Source organism: Falsiroseomonas sp. E2-1-a20, assembly GCF_051433195.1.
GTDB lineage: Bacteria > Pseudomonadota > Alphaproteobacteria > Acetobacterales > Acetobacteraceae > Falsiroseomonas.
The window spans coordinates 179938-198967 of sequence record NZ_JBHMFT010000008.1 but is presented as its reverse complement, the minus strand read 5'-3'; the positions used below and the strand labels follow the sequence as shown (position 1 = coordinate 198967).

17 protein-coding genes are annotated in these 19030 nt (G+C 71.4%); 12 read left to right on the top strand and 5 right to left on the bottom strand.

Going from position 1 to position 19030, the window contains the following annotated elements; all coding sequences use genetic code 11:
* Window positions 1-3 precede the first annotated feature (3 nt).
* The 12 genes from ACFHPP_RS12630 to ACFHPP_RS12575 all read left to right on the top strand — a co-directional run bounded on the left by ACFHPP_RS12630 (window position 4) and on the right by ACFHPP_RS12575 (window position 13371).
* Window positions 4-1455: a sensor histidine kinase gene (locus ACFHPP_RS12630; RefSeq protein ID WP_437163603.1), complete on the top strand. Its 1452-nt coding sequence runs from the start codon at window positions 4-6 to the stop codon at window positions 1453-1455.
* The gene (locus tag ACFHPP_RS12625) at window positions 1452-2783 is read left to right on the top strand and encodes a sigma-54-dependent transcriptional regulator (protein WP_437163602.1); all 1332 of its coding nucleotides are present in this window, start codon (window positions 1452-1454) and stop codon (window positions 2781-2783) included. The genes ACFHPP_RS12630 and ACFHPP_RS12625 overlap by 4 nt, the downstream gene beginning before the upstream one ends.
* An 83-nt stretch (window positions 2784-2866) precedes the next feature.
* Complete coding sequence (gene hisD / locus ACFHPP_RS12620) at window positions 2867-4174, top strand: histidinol dehydrogenase (protein ID WP_437163601.1); 1308 nt, start codon at window positions 2867-2869, stop codon at window positions 4172-4174.
* A 1-nt stretch (window position 4175) separates the two neighbouring features.
* On the top strand, window positions 4176-4940 hold the full coding sequence (locus ACFHPP_RS12615) for an SDR family NAD(P)-dependent oxidoreductase (RefSeq protein ID WP_437163600.1): 765 nt from the start codon (window positions 4176-4178) through the stop codon (window positions 4938-4940).
* Window positions 4937-6010: a LacI family DNA-binding transcriptional regulator gene (locus tag ACFHPP_RS12610; RefSeq protein WP_437163599.1), complete on the top strand. Its 1074-nt coding sequence runs from the start codon at window positions 4937-4939 to the stop codon at window positions 6008-6010. The genes ACFHPP_RS12615 and ACFHPP_RS12610 overlap by 4 nt, the downstream gene beginning before the upstream one ends.
* Before the next feature lie 95 nt (window positions 6011-6105).
* Complete coding sequence (locus ACFHPP_RS12605) at window positions 6106-7422, top strand: ABC transporter substrate-binding protein (protein ID WP_437163598.1); 1317 nt, start codon at window positions 6106-6108, stop codon at window positions 7420-7422.
* A 6-nt stretch (window positions 7423-7428) separates the two neighbouring features.
* The gene (locus ACFHPP_RS12600) at window positions 7429-8310 is read left to right on the top strand and encodes a carbohydrate ABC transporter permease (protein WP_437163597.1); all 882 of its coding nucleotides are present in this window, start codon (window positions 7429-7431) and stop codon (window positions 8308-8310) included.
* Window positions 8310-9152, top strand: coding sequence for a carbohydrate ABC transporter permease (locus ACFHPP_RS12595; RefSeq protein ID WP_437163596.1), 843 nt, complete (start codon window positions 8310-8312; stop codon window positions 9150-9152). Before ACFHPP_RS12600 ends, ACFHPP_RS12595 begins: the two co-directional genes overlap by 1 nt.
* Window positions 9153-9159: 7 nt before the next feature.
* Window positions 9160-10227: an ABC transporter ATP-binding protein gene (locus ACFHPP_RS12590; protein WP_437163595.1), complete on the top strand. Its 1068-nt coding sequence runs from the start codon at window positions 9160-9162 to the stop codon at window positions 10225-10227.
* Complete coding sequence (locus ACFHPP_RS12585) at window positions 10227-11225, top strand: cupin domain-containing protein (RefSeq protein ID WP_437163594.1); 999 nt, start codon at window positions 10227-10229, stop codon at window positions 11223-11225. The genes ACFHPP_RS12590 and ACFHPP_RS12585 overlap by 1 nt, the downstream gene beginning before the upstream one ends.
* A gap of 11 nt (window positions 11226-11236) precedes the next feature.
* Window positions 11237-12364 (top strand): cobalamin-independent methionine synthase II family protein, encoded by a 1128-nt coding sequence (locus tag ACFHPP_RS12580; protein WP_437163593.1) that lies wholly within the window; start codon window positions 11237-11239, stop codon window positions 12362-12364.
* Between the two features lie 32 nt (window positions 12365-12396).
* Window positions 12397-13371, top strand: a complete 975-nt coding sequence (locus ACFHPP_RS12575) for a Bug family tripartite tricarboxylate transporter substrate binding protein (RefSeq protein WP_437163592.1) — start codon at window positions 12397-12399, stop codon at window positions 13369-13371.
* A 46-nt stretch (window positions 13372-13417) separates the two neighbouring features.
* Here the strand turns inward: ACFHPP_RS12575 and ACFHPP_RS12570 are convergent, their stop codons facing one another.
* The 5 genes from ACFHPP_RS12570 to ACFHPP_RS12550 all read right to left on the bottom strand — a co-directional run bounded on the left by ACFHPP_RS12570 (window position 13418) and on the right by ACFHPP_RS12550 (window position 18753).
* Window positions 13418-14122 carry an RES family NAD+ phosphorylase gene (locus tag ACFHPP_RS12570; protein WP_437163591.1) on the bottom strand — a complete coding sequence of 235 codons (705 nt, stop codon included), beginning with the start codon at window positions 14120-14122 and terminating at the stop codon, window positions 13418-13420.
* Between the two features lie 6 nt (window positions 14123-14128).
* On the bottom strand, window positions 14129-14569 hold the full coding sequence (locus ACFHPP_RS12565) for a hypothetical protein (RefSeq protein WP_437163590.1): 441 nt from the start codon (window positions 14567-14569) through the stop codon (window positions 14129-14131).
* Window positions 14570-14637: 68 nt separating this feature from the next.
* On the bottom strand, window positions 14638-15711 hold the full coding sequence (locus ACFHPP_RS12560) for an NAD(P)H-dependent flavin oxidoreductase (protein WP_437163589.1): 1074 nt from the start codon (window positions 15709-15711) through the stop codon (window positions 14638-14640).
* 27 nt (window positions 15712-15738) lie between these two features.
* Entirely contained in the window at window positions 15739-17613 is a 1875-nt protein-coding gene (locus tag ACFHPP_RS12555; protein WP_437163588.1) for a DEAD/DEAH box helicase, read from the bottom strand.
* Between the two features lie 105 nt (window positions 17614-17718).
* Window positions 17719-18753, bottom strand: coding sequence for a polysaccharide pyruvyl transferase family protein (locus tag ACFHPP_RS12550; protein ID WP_437163587.1), 1035 nt, complete (start codon window positions 18751-18753; stop codon window positions 17719-17721).
* Window positions 18754-19030: the final 277 nt, after the last annotated feature.

The following is a 19030-nucleotide window of genomic DNA, read 5'->3' as shown; positions in this document are numbered from 1 at the left end:
GCCATGACGCCTGCCCCAGCCAGTGCCCGGCCCCGGCAGCTTCCGCGCCCGGTCCTGTTGCCCGCCTTGCGGCTGCCGGCGGCGGCCGGGCTGATCGTCTTCGCGGTGGCCGTGGGCACCACCCAGGTCGCCCTGCAGGTCACCAACCGCCAGGCGGACCGGCAACTCCAGCAGGTCGGCCAGGTCTATCTCGACGGACTCGTGGCCAGCGTCCGGCCGGGGCTGCAGGCGGGTGATGCGGCCTACATCTCGGCCCGTTTCGCGCGGGCCTTCGGCGAGCAGTACGGGGTCGTGGAGCGCGCGCTGTTCGCTTACGCCGCCGATGGCCGGCTGCTGGCCCGGCACGGCGACCCGGATTTGCCGGAGCCCGCCGCCGAGATCGTGGCGGGCACCACCTGGCGGATCGACGCCGAGACCGGCATCGCCTGGGCAAGCCGCGGCGTGCAGGAGGTTTCGAGCCCGGTCGGGCGCCTCGTCGCCGCGCTCGACATCGCCCCGGTACTGGCGGCGCGGGAGCGGCTGGCCTGGACGGTGGTCGCCGTGGACCTGCTGCTGGCTGCCGCCTTCGCGGTGCTGACCGGGCTGGTGCTGCGCCGCATCGGTCGCCCGCTGCGCGCCCTGGTGCAGGAATTGGCGGAGGGCGCGCAGCGCCCGCCCGCCCGGCTGCCCGAGGCGCTGGTCGCCGGATCCGACCCGCGGACGCGGCACGTGCTGCGCGCCTACAACCGCATGGCCGACGGGGTGCGGGAGCGGGAGAGGCTGTCCGCGGTCCTGGCCGAGCGGGAGCAGGTGGCGGCCCTCGGCGATCTCGCCGCCACCGTGGCGCATGAGGTGCGAAACCCGCTGGGTGGCCTCGCCACCGCCGTCTCCACCCTGCGGCGCTTCGGTGACCGGGCGGAGGTGCGCGAGGAATCGCTCGGCTTCCTCGAGCGCGGGATCGCGGCGCTGGAGCGGATCGTCACCGGCACCCTCGATGCCTACCGGCCCGGCGACGACCGGCCGCTGACCCGCGCGGATTTCGAGGATCTGCGCCACCTGGTGCGTCCGGCGGCGGAGCGGCGCGGCGTGACGGTGGCGTTTGATCTGGACCTGCCGGAGGGGCCCATCGGGCTGGGCTCCGGTGGCGTTCGGCAGGTGCTTCTGAACCTGCTGCTGAATGCCTGCGCCGCGACGCCGCCGCAGGGCGTCGTCGGGTTGCAGGCGAGGATCGTGGGTGGCGACCTGGTCTGCGAAATCACCGACCAGGGCGACGGACTGGCTCCGGCCGAGGCGATGCGGCTGACCGGCGCGGCGGCATCGGAGCCTGGCTCGCGCCGGCTTGGGATCGGTGTGGTGGTCTCGCTGCTGGGCAACCTGGATGCCCACGCCTCGGTGACAGAGCGACCGACCGGTGGCACCGCGATCCGGCTGGTGATCCCGCTGGCCATTCCTGGTGAAGGCGGGGGCCGCGGATGAGTGGGCCGAAGGTGGTGCTGGTGGTGGAGGATGACCCCGTCCTGGGTCCGGCGCTGGTGCAGCGCCTGCGTCTCGAAGGCTTCCGCCCCCGCCTGGCCGCCACCGGGGCCGCGGCATTGCGGGAGGCGACGGCGCTGCGCCCCGATGCGGTGGTCAGCGACATCCGCCTGCCGGACATGTCCGGCGAGGCGGTGTACCAGCGCCTGGTGGCGGAACTCGGCGCGCTTCCGGCCGTGTTCATGACGGCGTTCGGGGATGTGGCGCAGGCGGTGCGGCTGGTGCGCGCCGGCGCACGGGACTACCTGACCAAGCCGGTCGACGTCGACCGCCTGGTGGATGCGCTGACGGCCGCATTGGCAGAGGTTCTGGCCGCGCCGAAGGTCGAGGCCGCCGGACCCGTACTTGGGGTCTCCCGCGCGATGCGGGAGGTCGAAGCCCTGATCCGCAAGGCGGCGCGGGTGGATGCGCCGGTTGCCCTGACCGGCGAGACCGGCGTGGGCAAGGAGGTTGCGGCGCGCTTCCTGCACGCGGCCTCGGCGCGGGCCGATGCTCCCTTCGTCGCGCTGAACTGCGCCGCCATCCCGCGCGACCTCGCCGAGAGCACGCTGTTCGGCCATGAGCGCGGCGCCTTCACTGGCGCCACCGGCCGTCAGGTCGGCGTGGTGGAGCGGGCAGGGGCGGGCACGCTGCTGCTGGACGAGATCGCCGAACTGTCCCTCGACCTGCAGGCCAAGCTGCTGCGGCTGGTGCAGGAGCGCAGCTACCTGCCGCTCGGCGCCGCGGCGGAGCGGCCCTTCGCGGCAAGGCTGGTCTGCGCGACCCATGCCGATTTGGCGGCCCGGGTGCGGGCGGGCAGCTTTCGGGAGGATCTGTACTACCGCCTGCACGTCATCCCGGTGGAGGTACCGCCGCTGCGCCGCCGGACGGAGGACCTGCCCTGGCTGGCGGAGCGCCTGCTGGCCGAGGCAGTGGCGCGCTTCGGCCTCGGCCCGCGCCGCTTCGCCCCGGCCGCCCTGGCGTGCCTCGCCGACCACGACTGGCCGGGCAATGTCCGTGAGTTGCGCAACCGGATCGAGCGGGCGGTGGCGCTGGCGGATGGGGAGGAGATCGGGCCAGTCGACCTGTTCCCGGAACGCCGGCTGGAGGAAGGCGGGGGTGGGGCAGGGCCTTCCCGGCTCGGCGCCGCGATCGATGGCGCGACCCGGGACGCGATCGCCGAAGCCCTGCGCCAGGCCGGAGCCAACCGGGCGGAGGCGGCGCGCCGGCTCGGCATTTCCCGCACCACGCTGTGGAAGCGGATGCGGGAACTCGGGATGGCGGCGGACTGACCTGCCGCGTCACGGACGGGCTTGCCTTCACCTTGCATGCGCATGCAAAATAGAGGGCTCAGGGACAGGAATGGGTGCGCGCCATGGCGGTTTGGCTCAAGCGATCGATCGGCGCGGCGGAGAAGGAATCCGCCCAGACCGCGGTGCGCGCGACGGTGGAGACGCTGCTCGCCGATATCGCGCAGCGCGGCGACGTGGCGGTGCGCGAGATGTCGGCCCGCTTCGATGGTTGGGACCGGACCGACTTCCGCCTGACCGATGCCGAGATCCGCGCCTGCCTGGCCGAACTGCCGGCCCGCGCCCTGGATGACATCCGCTTCGCGCAGGAACAGGTGCGCAACTTCGCCCAGCACCAGCGCGCCTCGATGACCGATATCGAGGTGGAGACGCTCCCTGGTGTCGTGCTCGGCCACAAGAATATCCCGGTGAACTCGGTCGGCTGCTACGTGCCGGGCGGCAAGTATCCGCTGCTGGCCTCGGCGCACATGTCCGTGGTCACCGCCAAGGTCGCCGGCGTGCAGCGCATCGCGACCTGCGCGCCGCCCTACCAGGGCCGCCCCGCGCCCGCCATCGTTGCCGCGCAGCACCTGGCCGGCGCCGACGAGATCCGCGTGCTCGGCGGCGTGCAGGCGGTGGGCGCCATGGCGCTGGGCACCGAGAGCATCGCGCCGGTGGACATGCTGGTCGGGCCCGGCAATGCCTATGTCGCTGAGGCCAAGCGCCAGTTGTTCGGCCGCGTCGGCATCGACCTGTTCGCCGGCCCGACCGAGACGCTGGTGATTGCCGACGACACGGTGGACGGCGAGATCTGTGCGACCGACCTGCTGGGCCAGGCGGAACACGGCCCGACCAGCCCGGCCATCCTGCTGACCACCAGCGAGAAGCTGGCGCGCGACACGATGGCGCAGGTGGAACGCCTGCTCGCCATCCTCCCGACTGCCGATATCGCGGCGAAGGCCTGGGCCGAGTATGGCGAGGTGATCCTCTGCGAGGACAAGGCGGAGATGCTGCGGGAGGCCGACCGCATCGCCTCCGAGCATGTGCAGGTGATGACCGACGACGACGACTTCTTCCTGAAGAACATGACCAATTACGGCGCGCTGTTCCTGGGCCCGCGCACCAATGTCAGCTACGGCGACAAGGTGATCGGAACCAACCACACGCTGCCGACGCTGGGGGCCGCGCGCTACACCGGCGGGCTCTGGGTCGGGAAGTTCCTGAAGACCGTCACCTACCAGCGCGTGCTGACGGACGAGGCGAGCGCGATGGTCGGCGCCTATTGCTCGCGGCTCTGCATGCTCGAGGGTTTCGTGGGCCATGCGGAGCAGGCCAATGTCCGGCTGCGGCGCTATGGCGGGCGCAACGTGCCCTACGGCCAGGCGGCGGACTGAGATGGACCTGCCGAGGACGCCTTCCTTCCGGCTCGATGGCCGCCGCGCCCTGGTGACGGGCGCGGGGCGCGGCATTGGGCTCGGCGCCGCGGCGGCGCTTGCGGCCGCTGGCGCGCATGTGGTGCTGGCCGCGCGCTCCGCCGCCGAGATCGAGCAAGCCGCCGCCGCGATCCGCGCGGAGGGTGGGTCGGCGGAGGCGTTACCGCTCGATGTCTCGGATGTCGCCGATGCGGGCGCGAAGATCACCGCCGCGGGGCCATTCCACGCGCTGGTGAACAATGCCGGCACCAACCGCCCCGCCGCCTTCCCGGACGTGACGCCGGAGGATTTCGACGCGGTGATGGCGCTGAACGTCCGCGCCGCCTTCTTCGTGGCGCAGGCCGTCGCACGCGGCATGATGGCGGCCGGCATTTCGGGCGCCATCGTGCATGTCTCCTCCCAGATGGGGCATGTGGGCGGCGCGCGGCGCAGCGTCTACTGCGCCTCCAAATGGGCGATCGAGGGCATCACGCGGGCCATGGCGATCGACCTGGCGCCGCATGGCATCCGCGTGAACACCCTGTGCCCCACCTTCATCGAGACGCCGATGACCCGGCCCTTCCTGGCCGATGCGGGCTTCAAGGCCAACGTGCTGGAGAAGATCAAGCTCGGCCGGCTGGGACAGGTCGAGGATCTGATGGGCGCCATCCTATTCCTCTGCTCCGACGCCGCGACGCTGATGACAGGCTCCTCCCTGCTGGTCGATGGAGGCTGGACCGCGGAATGACGGCGCGGCGGCACGCGACGGCGACCGATGTGGCGCGCCTGGCCGGTGTCTCCCAATCCGCCGTCAGCCGCGCCTTCACGCCCGGCGCCTCCATCGCGGAGGAGACACGCGCCCGGGTGGAGAATGCGGCGCGCGAACTCGGCTACCGTCCCAACGCCATCGCGCGGTCGCTGACCACGCGCCGCAGCCGCATCATCGGCGTCGCCGCGGCCTATCTGCAGAACCACTTCTACCCCGAGGTGCTGGAGGCGCTGTCGCGCGGCCTGCAGGCGCGTGGCTACCAGCTGCTGCTGTTCACGCCGGATGCCGGACGCCATGCCGATCCGCAATTGCAGGACGTGCTGGCCTGGCGCGTCGATGGCCTGATCCTGGCCTCCACCACCCTGTCGTCCGCGCTGGCCGAACAGTGCCGCCTGGCCGGCATCCCGGTGCTGCTGTTCAACCGCACCAGCCGCGCCGCGAACGTCTCCTCCGTCACCGGGGAGAACCTGCGCGGCGGGCGGATGATCGCGGAGTTCCTGGTCGCCGGCGGGCACCGGCGGCTGGCTTTCCTCGCGGGCATCGAGAATTCCTCCACCAGCCGGGACCGGGAGCGTGGGTTCACCGGCTGGCTTGCCGAACAGGGGCTGCCGCAGCCGATGCGCGAGGTGGGCCTGTACCACTTCGAGGCCGCCTCCGCCGCCGCACGCCGGATGCTGGCGCGGCCGGACCGGCCGGATGCGATCTTCTGCGGCAACGACCACATGGCGACCGCGGTGTCCGAGGTGGCGCGCCACGAATTCGGGCTGCGCATCCCGCGCGACCTGTCGTTGGTGGGCTTCGACGACACCGGCCCGGCGCGCTGGCCGACCTTCTCCCTGACCTCCTTCTCCCAGCCCTTGCAGCCGATGGTGGATGCCGCCGTCGCGATGGTCTGCGAGATGATCGAGGACCCGGAGACGCCGACGCGGCACCAGGTGGTGCCGGGCGAGCTTGTGGTGCGTGGATCGGCGCGCGTCCCGCCGGAAGGCTGCGTCAGCATCGGCGGGCAGCTGGTCTGGCGGCCGGTGCGGGAGGAGGCGACGCAATGACGGGCTTGCCAGCGGCGGCGACCTGCCGATAAGCTTGCATGCGTATGCAAGAACAGGCGCGGCGGACCGATCGCGCAGAGGGAGGAGACCGGGCCATGGCCGTGCGTCGTCGTGATATCCTGGCCGCCGCCGCGGGCGGTGCCATCCTCGCGGCCGGCGGAAGGGCGCAGGCCTCCGTCACCGCCACGCCGGGGCTGCGGCCCGGCAAGCCCTTCGCGGGGCAGGAGCTCAAGGTGCTTTGCGTCGTCGCGTCGCAGTTCCGGGCGCATGAGGCGCGGCTCGCCGCCTTCACCGAGCAGACCGGCATCAACGTGAAGTACACCTTCGTCCCCTTCGCCAGCATGCGCGAATCGCTGACGGCGGAGATGGTGGGCGGCGGCGGCGACTACGACCTGGCGATCGCGATGGACCAGTGGGTCGCCTCCCTGAACAATCTGTTCGACCCGATCGACGATGTGGTGCGCGCCAAGTCGATCCCGCTGGATCGCTGGCCGGAGGCGCATCTGCGCCAGGGCCGCGTGAACAACCGCCTGCTCGGCCTGCCGAGCCGCGGGCATGTGCAGCTGCTGTTCTATCGACGCGACCTGTTCGAGAAGCACAACCTGACCCCGCCCGCGACCTGGGAAGCGCTGGTCGAGACCGGCCGCACGATCCAGGAGAAGGAGCCGGGCATGTCCGGCGTCGCCGTGCCCTATGGCCGCGGCAACGGCCAGAACCTGATGGTGTGGTACAACTTCCTCTGGGGCCGCGGCGGCGCGCTGTTCGATGCGCAGGGCCAGCCGGCCTTCAACAGCGCGGCCGGCCTGCAATCCGTGACGGATTACGTGGACCTGCTGCGCCGCCACCGCATCACCCCGCCCGGCGCGGTGTCCTTCGTCGAGCAGGACGCGGTGAACAGCATGGGGCAGGGTAACTCGGCGATGCTGCCGGTGTGGTGGTGGGTGCGATCGACGCTGCTGAACCCGCAATCGAGCCGGCTGACCGAGCCGCAGATCGGCTTCGCGCCGATGCCGAGCTTCGCCGGCCAGCCGCGCACCACCTTCACCAACACCTGGGTGTGGGGCATCACGCGCTGGTCGCGCCGCAAGGACGCCGCGGCGGAACTGCTCGCCTGGATCGCCAACCCGGCGCTGGAGCGGGAGGTCCTGCTCGACCCGCGCGAGAGCGACGTGGTCGCGGTGATGCAGCCGAACCTGCTGGACGAGGCGGTGAATGCGCGCTTCGGCGGCATGCACCGCTTTGCGGCGGAGGGCCTGGCGCGCACGCAGAGCATCACCTTCGGCCCGGAATGGCCGCAGATCAGCGAGGCGCTGGAGACGGCGATGAGCGAGGCGGCCTCTGGCACCCGCACCGTGCCCGATGCCTTCAACGCGGCCGCCGCATCCGTGCGGCGCATCGTCCGCCGCGGCTGATCGCGCATGCAGGACCGCCGGCTGAAATATCTGCTGATCCTGCCGGCGGCCCTGCTGGTGGTGGGGACGACGATCTGGCCACTGGCCGTCTCGCTCGTCACCAGTTTCCGGGATTGGCGCCTGACGCGGTCGCTGACGCCGGGGCCCTTCATCGGGGCGGAACACTACATCACCGCACTGACGGATGACCCCGATTTTGCCAATGCCGCGACGGTGACGGCGCTGTTCGTGGTCATCGACGTGACCATCACGGTGCTCTCGGCGCTGGGCCTCGCGCTGCTGCTGCGGCGGGCGGGTGTGCTCGCCAGCATGACGCGCGCCGTGCTGATCCTGCCCTTCGCCGTCTCGCCGGCGCTGGTCGGCATCTCCTTCCGCTTCATGTTCAACGCGGAGATGGGCGTCTTCACCTGGTTGGCCGGCGCCCTGGTGCCGTGGCTGGAGGGGTATGTCTGGCTTGCCGATCCGGTCGCCGCCCTGCTGGTGCTGGTGTTCTCCGATGCCTGGCGCTGGGTGCCGTATATGACGCTGGTGGTGCTGGGCGGCCTGGCAGCCCTGCCGAAGGAGCCGGAGGAGGCGGCGCGCATCGATGGCGCGAGTGAGTTCCAGGTGCTGCGCGACGTGACGATCCCGGCCTTGATGCCCGTGCTGGCGGTGGTCGCCATCCTCAAGACCGTCTTCGCGCTGAAGATGTTCGACCAGGTGGTGACGCTGACCGGCGGCGGCCCCGGGCAATCCACGGTGACGCTGGCCTACCTGGTCTATTCCATCGCCTTCCGCTGGTACGACATGGGCTATGCCTCCGCGGTCGCCTGGATCCTCACGGCGCTGCTGGTCTTCCTGGCGATCTGGTACATGAAGCTGGTGCTGCGCAAGCCGGGGGGCGCGTGATGCTGGCCCAGGCTGCGCGCGCACGGCGGCGGAAGCTGGTCTGGAAGGCGGTGGAATCCGCCATCCTGCTGCTGGCGCTGTTCCTGATCCTGTTCCCGATCCTCTGGATGGCGCTGACGGCGTTCAAGCGGCCGGTCGACCTGTTCGACCTGACCGTCATCTTCACGCCGACGCTCGACAATTTCCGCACCATCTTCAGCGCGCCCTGGAACATCGGGCAGACGCTGTGGAACAGCACCATCGTGGCCGGGCTGACGGTGCTGATCTCGGTCCCGGCCTCGACACTGGCGGCCTATTCGTTCAGCCGGTTCGAAATGCCGTTCAAGGGCGCGCTGTTCTTCACCATCCTGGCGACGCAGTTCATTCCGGCGGTCGTGGTGGTGCTGCCCTTCTACCTGCTGTTCCGTGACCTGGGCCTGCTGGATACGCACCTCGCGCTGGTCATCGTGAACCTGGCCATCGTGACGCCCTTCGCGGTCTGGATGCTGAAGGGCTTCCTGGATGCGGTGCCGACGGAATCCGAGGAAGCCGCGCTGGTCGATGGCGCGACGCGGCTGCGCGTCATCCTCGACATCGTCGTGCCGATGGTCTGGCCGGGGGTCCTGGTGACGGCGGTGTTCTGCTTCATCCTGACCTGGAACGAGTTCCTGTTCGCGCTGATCCTGACGCGCGACGATGCGGTGACCCTGCCGGTCGGCATCACGCGGTTCCGGACCGAACGGGGTGACCTGTGGGAACTGATCGCGGCCGCCGGCATCCTGATTTCCATCCCGATGTTCCTGCTCGCCTCCGTCATCCAGCGCCACTTCGTGCGCGGGATGACGGGTGGCGCCGTGAAGTGAGACCAGCATGGCCGAAGTCGCCCTTCACCGCGTCACCAAGGCCTGGGGCGGGTTCACCGCCGTGCGCGACCAGTCGCTGGAGATCCGCGACGGCGAGTTCATGGTGCTGCTCGGCCCCTCCGGCTGCGGCAAGACCACGACGATGCGCATGATCGCGGGGCTGGAGGAGCCGACCAGCGGCGACATCCTGATCGGCGGCGCGCGGGTGAACGACCTGCCGCCGCGCGAGCGCGACATCGCCATGGTCTTCCAGTCCTACGGCCTGTATCCGCACATGACGGTGGAGGACAACATCGGCTACCCGCTCAAGCTGCGCGGGGTGCGCGGCGCGGATCGTGCGGCGCAGGTGCGGGCGGCGGCAGCCAAGGTGGAACTCGGCGACCTGCTGCACCGCAAGCCGAAGGAGCTGTCCGGCGGCCAGCGGCAGCGCGTGGCGCTGGCCCGTGCCATCGTCCGCCGGCCCACCGTGTTCCTGATGGACGAGCCGCTGTCGAACCTCGACGCCAAGCTGCGCGTCTCGACCCGCGCCGAGATCAAGCACCTGCAGCACGAGCTGGGCGTCACGACCGTCTATGTGACGCATGACCAGATCGAGGCGATGACGCTGGCGCATCGCGTCGCCGTCATGCAGTCCGGCGAGATCCGGCAGCTTGCGACGCCCGAAGTGATCTATGACCGGCCGGCGGACCTGTTCGTCGCCGGCTTCATCGGCTCGCCGCCGATGAACCTGGTCCACGGCACGCATCGCGACGGCGTCTTCACCGCACCCGGCGGCTTCCGCACGGAAACCCGCGTGCCGCACCATGCGGGCCCCGCCGTGCTCGGCGTCCGGCCGGAGGATGTGACGGTGGCACCCGCCGGTGCCGGGGACCTCGACGCCAGCATCTACGCGGTGGAGCTAACCGGGGATGCCGTTCTGGTCACCGCCATCGCCGGCGAGGCACGGCTGATCGCCAAGGCCGACCGCGCCTGGCGCGCCGAGATCGGCAGCACCATCGCGCTCCGCCTCGACGCCACGCGCCTGCATTTGTTCGATGCCGCAACCACGAAGCGCCTCAACCCGGAAGCCCCCTGATGCTGAGCCAGCGCCTGATCCGCTATGCGGACCTGATCCCCTGCCGGAACGCCTTCGTGGACAGCCGCACCCCCGGCTCCGACGCGAAGGAGAACTTCACGCTGATCGGCCCCGGCGTCAGCGAGAATCCGAACCAGCATGTGCACATCCCCGAGGCGCACGGCTTCAACATCGGCGGCGCGCGCCAGCCCCCGGGCTGCCTCAACAGCCAGCACAGCCACGAGACGGCGGAGGTCTTCGTCGTCCACAGCGGGCGCTGGCGCATGATCTTCGGCGTCAACGCCGACGAGGGCGAGGCGGTGATGGAGGTGGGCGACGTCATTTCCATCCCGACGCAGATGTACCGCGGCTTCGAGAATATCGGCGAGGAGACCGGCTTCCTGTTCGCGGTGCTGGGGCGCGACAACCCGGGCAAGGTCACCTGGGCACCGCGCGTCTTCGACCTGGCCAAGCATTACGGCCTGGTGCTGCTCGAGGGGGGTAGGCTGGTGGACACCACGGCCGGGGAGACGGTGCCCGAAGGCGCCAGGTTGCAGCGCGCGCCGGATGCCGGGCAGATCGCGCGGCTGGCGACGCCGCCGGCCGACAAGCTCGCCGGCTGCGTGGTGACGCCGCGGCAGTTCGTCGCCAACCCGGCCTCGCCGCTGGCAGCGGCGGGGGTGGAGGAACTCGCGATCATCACGCCGGCACCAACCGGCGACGGCTTCCAACCTGGCCCGATCAGCGGCTGGTGGGCCCACGGCTTCAACCTGCGGGCACTGCGCATGGCCTCCGGCGCCGTCGTGCCGATGCATGCGCGGTCGGAGGAGGAGGTGATCTTCGTCCATCGCGGCGTGCTGCAGGTGATGACGCCGGAGGGCGAGGTGATCCTCGGGCCGGGTGACACCTTCACCACGCCCAAGGGCCTGATGCGCAGCTTCCGGGCCAGTTCCTCGGCCGAAGTCGCGGCCTATGTCGTGCGCGGTGGCGATGCGCCGGCCGCGCCGGCCTTCGCCTGAGGGACGCCCGCATGACCCGCATCCGGACCACCCATGTCGGCTCCCTGCCGCGCAGCCAGATCGTCGCCGACCTGCTGTTCGCGCGCGAGCGCGAGGAACCGATCGACCCGGCCGCCTACGACAAGGCGATGGAGCAGGCGACGCATGAGGTGCTGCGCCGCCAGGGCGAAATCGGCATCGACATTCCCTCCGATGGCGAGACCTCCAAGATCTCCTACGCGACCTACATCAAGGACCGGCTCACCGGGTTTTCCGGCGACAGCCCGCGGCGCGTGCCGGCCGACCTGAAGGATTTTCCGTCCTTCATGGAACGGCTGGCGAAGGCCGGCGGCACGCCGACCTACCGGCGCCCCTGCTGCACCGGGCCCATCGCGGTGAAGAGCATGGACCCGCTGGCGCGCGACCTGGCGGTGATGCGCGCCGCGATGGATGCGGCGGGCTACGGGACGGGGTTCATGAACAGCGCCTCGCCCGGCGTCATCGCGCTGTTCCAGCCCTCCGAGATCCATTCCGACATCGACAGCTACATGGAAGACCTGGCGGAGGGCATGCGGCGTGAGTACGAAGCCATCGTCGCCGCCGGCCTGACCCTGCAGATCGATGCGCCGGACCTCGGGCTCGGCCGCCACATGCTGTATGCCGAGATGGACGAGGACGCCTTCCTGCTGCGCGCCGGGCGGCATGTGGAGATCCTGAACCACGCGCTGCGCAACATCGCGCCGGACCGTGTGCGGCTGCATATCTGCTGGGGCAACTACGAGGGCCCGCACACGCGCGACATCGCACTCGCCCGCGTGCTGCCGCAACTGCTGAAGCTGCGCATCGGGGGCCTGCTGTTCGAGGCCTCGAACCCCCGCCACGCGCATGAATGGACCGCCTGGCAGGGCGTGGCGCTGCCGCAGGACTGGATGCTGATCCCGGGTTGCCTCGACAGCACCACCAATTTCGTCGAGCACCCCGAGCTGGTCGCGCAACGCATCGAGACCTTTGCACGCATCGTCGGGCCGGACCGTGTCATTGCCGGTACCGATTGCGGCTTCGGCACCTTCGCGGGCTACGGTGCCGTGCATGGCGACATCGCCTGGGCGAAGCTGGCGTCACTGACGGAAGGTGCGCGCATCGCCTCGGCCAGGATCTAGGAGCCGGACTGCCAACCAGGGAGAAGACAACAATGGCGTTCACCCGTCGCACCGCGCTGGGCGTGGCCGTCGCCACGGCCGGGCTGGGCCGGTCCGTCACCGCCCAGGCACAGGCGTTCCCCTCGCGGCCCGTCCGCATCATCGTGCCCTTCGCCGCCGGCGGGCCGACGGATGCGATCGCGCGCTGGGTGGCCGCGGGGCTTGAACAGGCCTGGCGGCAGCCCGTGGTGGTGGAGAACCGGCCCGGCGCGGGCGGCAGCACCGGCAGCGCCGTGGTCGCCCGTGCCGCACCGGATGGGCACACGCTGCTGATCACGGCGAACTCCCACGCCATCAACCCCGCGGTGCTGCGCAACCTTCCCTTCGACACGCTGCGGGACTTCACGCCGATCATCCGCCTGGCCGACGGTCCCTTCGTGCTGGTGGTGCACCCCGCGATGGGCGTGCGCAGCCTTGGCGAATTCGTCGCGGCGGTCCGCGCGCGGCCGGGCGCCTTCAACTACAGCTCCGCCGGGCATGGCACGAACAACCACCTGGCGATGGAGCGCCTGAAGGCGATGGCGGGCATCGACATCACCCACGTCGCCTATGGCGGCGCGGCGCCGGCGACGACGGCGCTGCTGGCGGGCGAGGTGCAGGCCACGATCAACAACCTGGTCAACTCGTTGCCGCACATCCAGGGCGGCCGGATGATCCCGGTGGCGATCGGGGGGCTGGAGCGTTCGCCGGTGCTGCCGGACGTGCCCAGCATGAACGACAGCTATCCCGGCCTGACCGCGGTGAACTGGTATGCCACCTTCGGTCCGGCGGGGATGCCGGTCGAGCTGACGCAGGCCATCAACGCGGCGATGGCCCAGGTCGTGCGCGGTCCGGCGGTCGCCGACCGGCTCTTGGCGCAGGGCATCACGCCCGCGGCCGGCCCCGCGGATGCCTTCGCGCGCGAGGTGGCGGAGGAGGTCGCCACCTGGGCCGGCGTTGCCCAGGCAGCGGGCGTCAGGCCGGAGTAGTCCAGCACCACCCTGCCGAGGGCGGCCTTGGCGCCGTCACGCCGGATCAGGTCAACCGCTCGACGGCAGGCTCCGGCGTGCCGGCCCATGACATGCGCCAGACGGCGCCCTGCGCCACGGACTGCACCGCATGTGGCCACAGCGCCACGAGGCAGGTGCCGCCGGTATGGCGCGTGCTGGGATAGACGATGCCGTTCAGCCCCGCGGCACGGGCTTCCTCCGCCAATGCGACGCCGGCCGGGTAGCCGATGGCGGGATCGGGATCGAGGCAGGTGGGCTTCGGCTCGACGTCCCGCAGGTCGACGAACTCGCCGGCGGCGCTGGCCCACAGCTCGCCCCACTCCACCGTGGCCTGGAAGGAGCCGGCCTCCCGCAGGCTGCGCGTGAGGTGAAAGTGCACCTCGGCGAGCGCGGTCTCGACCTCCAGCGCGGCATACCAGGCGCCGCGGCCCGCCGGGCTGAAGCGGTTGGCTTCGCGCGGGCGGCCATAGGCAAAGGCGGCGTTCACCAAATTGGCGTGCGGCCGGCCGCGCGGGAACAGCGAGGCGGCGGCGGATTCCAGGGTCAGGCGCGCACTGGTCGCACCCTCGATCTCCGCCAAATCGGCCGCGATGGCATCGAGCCGCTCGCGTGGCAGGTCGCCCAGTGCCGGGTCGCGCAACAGAAGATGCAGCACGGGGTCGCGCAGGCGGGCGGTCGAGACCAGGCGGACGATGCGCGGTTCGGCCAGCCGCAGGACGGGATGGTCCAAGGGAAGTCAGAGGCCTCCGCGCAGCGCGTCGACATGCTGCCGGATCTCGATCATGCCGGGAATGCCGCGCTCCATCATCGCCTCGAGTGGGGACAGGTTGGTGAACAACGGACCCGCATTCCGCAGCCGCACCCAGCGATCGGCCATATCGTTTGCGAACAGCAGGTGCAGCGCCTTGAAGGTGCCGATCATCGCGGATACCCGCATGAGCTGGTCCTGCGACAGGACGCCGCGCCAGGTGCCGGCCTTGATCCGGTCCCAGGTGCTTTCGGAGACGCCCAGCAGGATGGCGGCCTCCGGCCCCGTGAGCGCCCAGGCCTTGGCGAGGCCGCGCAGCGCCAGGATCGAGGACGCGGTCAGGCGCGCCCGGTCTTCCTCCCGCGCGAAGGTCTGTGGTGGCCGGACAGGGCCGGCTGATGGGGTCAGGCTTAGGACGGCACTGGCCATGGCTTACCTCCAGGACGAGAGGATGGCAGCATGTGATGCTCCATGCAACACCAAATGAGGGGGATGTCTTATGGCAGAAGCGCCTGCGCCTCCCCCCACAGCCGCCGCACCAGGGCATCCGCCGGCTCCGGCCGCGACAGCGCCGCGCCCTGGCCGGCCCAGCTCTGCATCTGCGCGGCAATCCCCGCCGCCTCTGCCGCCGCCCGCACCGGCACCATCAGGGCGCGCTGCACCGGATAGGGGGCGGGCTTCAACTCCGGTCCCGCGAAGGCCTCGGTCACCTCGTTGCGAATGCCGCGCGCCAGGCGGCCGCTGAAGGCGCGGGTCAGCACCGTATCCTCGGGTGCCGTGCGCCCGATCGCGGCCGCCCAGGCGGGGTGGATCGCGGCTTCCGGGCAGCGCAGGAAGCCGGTGCCCATCTGTACCGCGCTGGCGCCCAGCGTCAGCGCCGCGGCGATGCCGCGCCCATCCATGATGCCGCCGGCGGCGATGACGGGGATGCGGACCGCGTCCACCACCTGCGGCAGCAGCGCGAACAGGCCGATCTGCGTGTGCTCCGCCGCCGCATCCTCGAAGCTGCCGCGATGGCCTCCGGCCTCGGCGCCCTGCGCCACCACGGCATCGGCACCGGCGGCCTCCGCTGCGCGGGCCTCGGCGACGGTCGTGGCGTTGCAGAACCAGGCGATGCCGCGCGCCTTCAGCCGCGCCACCACCTCCGGCGGGAACAGCCCCATGATGGAGGAGGCCACCGCCGGCGCGACCTCGACCATCGCCTCGCACTGCGCCGCGAAGTCCGGCAGCAGGCGGCCTGGGTCCGGGTCCGGCACCTCGATCCCCGACAGGTTTGAAAGCGCCGCCCGCACCCGCGCCTCATGCGCCGCGTCACGGGCCGGCGGCGGGTCCGGGATCCAGAGGTTGACCTGGAAGCCGCCGTTGCTGCGCCCGCGGAACTGCGCGGCCCAGTCGCGCATGGCGTCGGGGTTCGACATCAACGCGCCGAAGCCGCCCAAGCCGCCGGCATTCGCCACCGCGGCGGCGAGGCCCGGCGGGCTGGAGCCAGCCATCGGCGCCAGCAGGATCGGCACCCGCAGGCCGAAGCGGTCGCAGAAGGCCCGGGCGCGGTCGCGGGTGGGTATGGGCATGACAGCTTCTCCTTTTCGCTGCGCCGGTCATCGCAGGGCCCGCGATGGCGGCTTCCACGAGCCTTGCGGGCGGGCGCGCCAGCCGAAGCGGTGGTCGTCCTCCAGCAGGTGCAGGTGGTCGTGCAGCCGGTTGCGGCCGAGCCATTCCAGCGCCGCCTCCAGCTCCGCCAGCGACATCGCGGCGCGTCCCTTGCCGCCGGTCGCGTGCTTCAGCACCGCGTTGTAGGCATGGTACAGCCCGTTGCCACGCGGCAATGCGGTGGCCAGGCCATCCGCCATGTCCTCCACCGCCTGCGCCGCGATCAATTCGCCGACGCGCTGCCGCAGGCGCCGTTCGGCGATCGAGGGCGGCTCCAGCAGCGTGCCCTGCGGATCGGGCGCGCGCGCCGCGGCGAGGCCCTGCGCCAGATCGGGGCCCGGCCGCAGCGTGGACAGGCGCAGCGCCAGAGCGTTGCTCTCGAGCGGCACGATGCCCTGGCGTTCCCGCGTCTCGGCCATTTCCGCCTCCAGCCATTCCGGCAGCGGCAGGCTGGACTGGCGCGCCGGGCGCGGCGGCTTCGCCCGCGTGCCCTGCTCGCGCTCCATCCGCCAGCGGAAGCGCGCGAACAGCGGGTCGTCGGGGTGGAACACCGTGGCGCGCTGCGTGGCGTAGGGGCCGGCCTGCGGGTCCACCCGCGTGGCGCGTGCCACCATCTGCTCCAGCCAGGGGCGGGACCGCACATGCGTCAGGGCGGCCACCACGGAAACCTCCGGCGCATCCAACCCCTCATAGGCCATGGCGACGGTGACCAGGATGGAGGGTTCGGGCGTCAGCCGGAAGGCCGCCAGCGTCTCATGCGCGTCGCGTTCCTGGGAGACCGCCAGCGCCACCGTCCCGGCCTGTGCCGGCGGCACCCAGCGGCGCAGGGTGTCCAGGTAGCGCCGCGCCTGCACCTGGTCCGGCGCCACCACCAGAAGCTTGCCGAGTCCGCGGGCCGGTGCATCCGGCGGCCTTTGCGCACGGCGTTCCGCGCGCAGGGTTCGCGTGGCGTCGAAAGCGCGACGCAGCAGGGCCTCGGCAAAGCCGGTGCGCAGCGCGGTGAACAGGGCAGGGCGCGTTGCCTCATGCGGTGCCGGCGCACGCAGGCGGTGCGGGCCGAGATGCGCGCGCTCGCCCTGCGCATCCTCCGGCCCCAGCCAGGAGGCCTCGCCATCCAGCGCGCCGAAGGACACCGGCAGCACGGCGCGCTCCGCCAGCGCCCGGGCGCGGCTGTAGCCGATGACGGCCCAGCCGGGGGCGCCGAGGTCCACCTCCTCCCGCCCCCCGGCGCCGCGGCGGTAGGGCAGCCACAGGATGCGGCGGCCATCGGCGCGCTCCAGCGTGCCGGACAGCAGCAGGCGCTGCGCCGCCAGGCCGAACAGCGGCTCGATCGCCGCCGACCAGCCGGCAGCGTCATCAACCTCCCCGCCGGCATTGTCGTTGTGGCCGAGGCTCGGCAAATGGTGCACCTCGTCCACCACCAGCAGGGTGCGGTGGCGGCGGAACTCGGCCAGGTGCAGGTCCGGCGCGGCGGCGATGCCCTGGTAGGTGGTGACGTAGCCGGCCAAGCCGCGGCAGGGGTCGGGGGTGTTGTCGGCGGCGCGGACAGACAGGCCATGGCCGAAGGCGCTGCGCCAGGCGGGATCGGCGAAGGCCTCCTCCGCCTGCAGGCGCAGGCTGTCGCGTGGCACCACCCAGCAGATGCGCTCGCACAGGCCGGCGCCGATCAGCGCCTGGGCGGCGATGACCGGCAGCAGGGACTTGCCGCCCCCCGGCGTGACGGCGGCGAGAATGTCACTGACGCCCGAGGCCTCGCCCGCGGCGATGGCGCGGACGAGCCCGAGCAGTTCGGTCTGGTGGCTGCGGAGCGGGCGTGGGGACACGCGGGGTGGAACTCCTGGCAATCTAGCCAGAATCCTGATTCCTCAGCGAATTCTTGTCCAGCGCGCATTCGCGCGACGTCCAGCGCGCTCTCGCAGGCGCCGGCGTCAGCCCAGCACTTCGAGCACGTCCGCGACCATACCGGCCAGCCGCGCCTCCGCCTCCGCCACCGCCTCCGGATCGGCGCGGCGGATTTCCCCGGCGTCGAGCCCGCGCAGCAAATCCTCCACGGTCCGGAAGGCGGCGATGCCGAGCTCCTCGGTGACGCAGGCGATCTTGCCGATCGCCGGTGGCCCGGCCCCATCGAGCGCCGGGGCGAGGTAGCAGACCGGCTTGTCGAGCGGGGCCGCGAAGATCAGCGGATGCAGCCGCCCGACCGAGACCACCATCGCCGACTGCGCGAACAGCCCCTTGATGGCGCGCGGATTCCACCAGATCGGCAGCACCGGCACGTCGAGCAAGCCAGCCAGGCTACGTGCCAGACGCTCGTCCTCGGGCGAGAAGGGGACGAGCAGCGGGAAAAGGCCGCGCGCCCGCAGCCCGTGCAGCAGCAGGTGCAGGTGGAAGCGGAAGCCCTGGCCAAGTGCGGCGGCATTCCATTCGCGCACCACCACGCAGCAGATATCGCCAGCCGGCCGTTGCTCCGGCGCGGCCGCCATGCGCAGCGCGAAGGCCCAGTCGGCACCGAGCTGGACGCGTTCGAGCCCCAGCCGCCGCAGCGCCTCCACGCCGGCGCGGAAGCGCAGCGCCACCAGGTCGAACCCGTCGAGGTAGCCGAGGACGGAGCGCTCCACCTCCGTCCGCTTCAGGAAGTCGAGGGCATCGGTGCCCGCCAGCACCGTCCGCCCGCCGGCGAAGCGCGTGGCCAGCGCGAGATGTGCGGCGAATCCCACATGCAGCCCGCCGCCGCCGATGACCGTGGCCTGCGCACCGAGTGCGAGCCAGGCACCGATCGAGGCGTCGTCGTAGATCCTGCAGCCATCATAGGGGTACCAGCTGCGGAACGCGGGGTGGGAGGCGGTGGCGTTTGCGCCGATGGCGACTTCATGGTGCGGCGAGAGTGCTTCGTAGGTGCATTGCAGCAGCGCCTCGTCGCCGGCGTTGCCGCGGCCGAAGAACCCCGCGAGTGCGATCCGCGCCATCCGTGTGCCCTGGATCTAGCGGTTGGCGCGCGGGGCCCGCGCGGTGGCCTGCTCCCGAATGAAAGACGGAGGCGCACCGCCGGCTTCCGGTTGCGGAATTCTGCGAGCCATCGGCCGGTTCTCCGTCGCAAGGGGATACGGGACATCCGGCGCACCGAAAACCGGTGCTATAACGTATCAATGCGAATTGCCCACGACAAGTCGCAATGGAAAGCCGACCGACCGTCCGCCTGACCCAACGGCACGTCGGAAGCCGTGAACAGGCTGACCCTCCGCC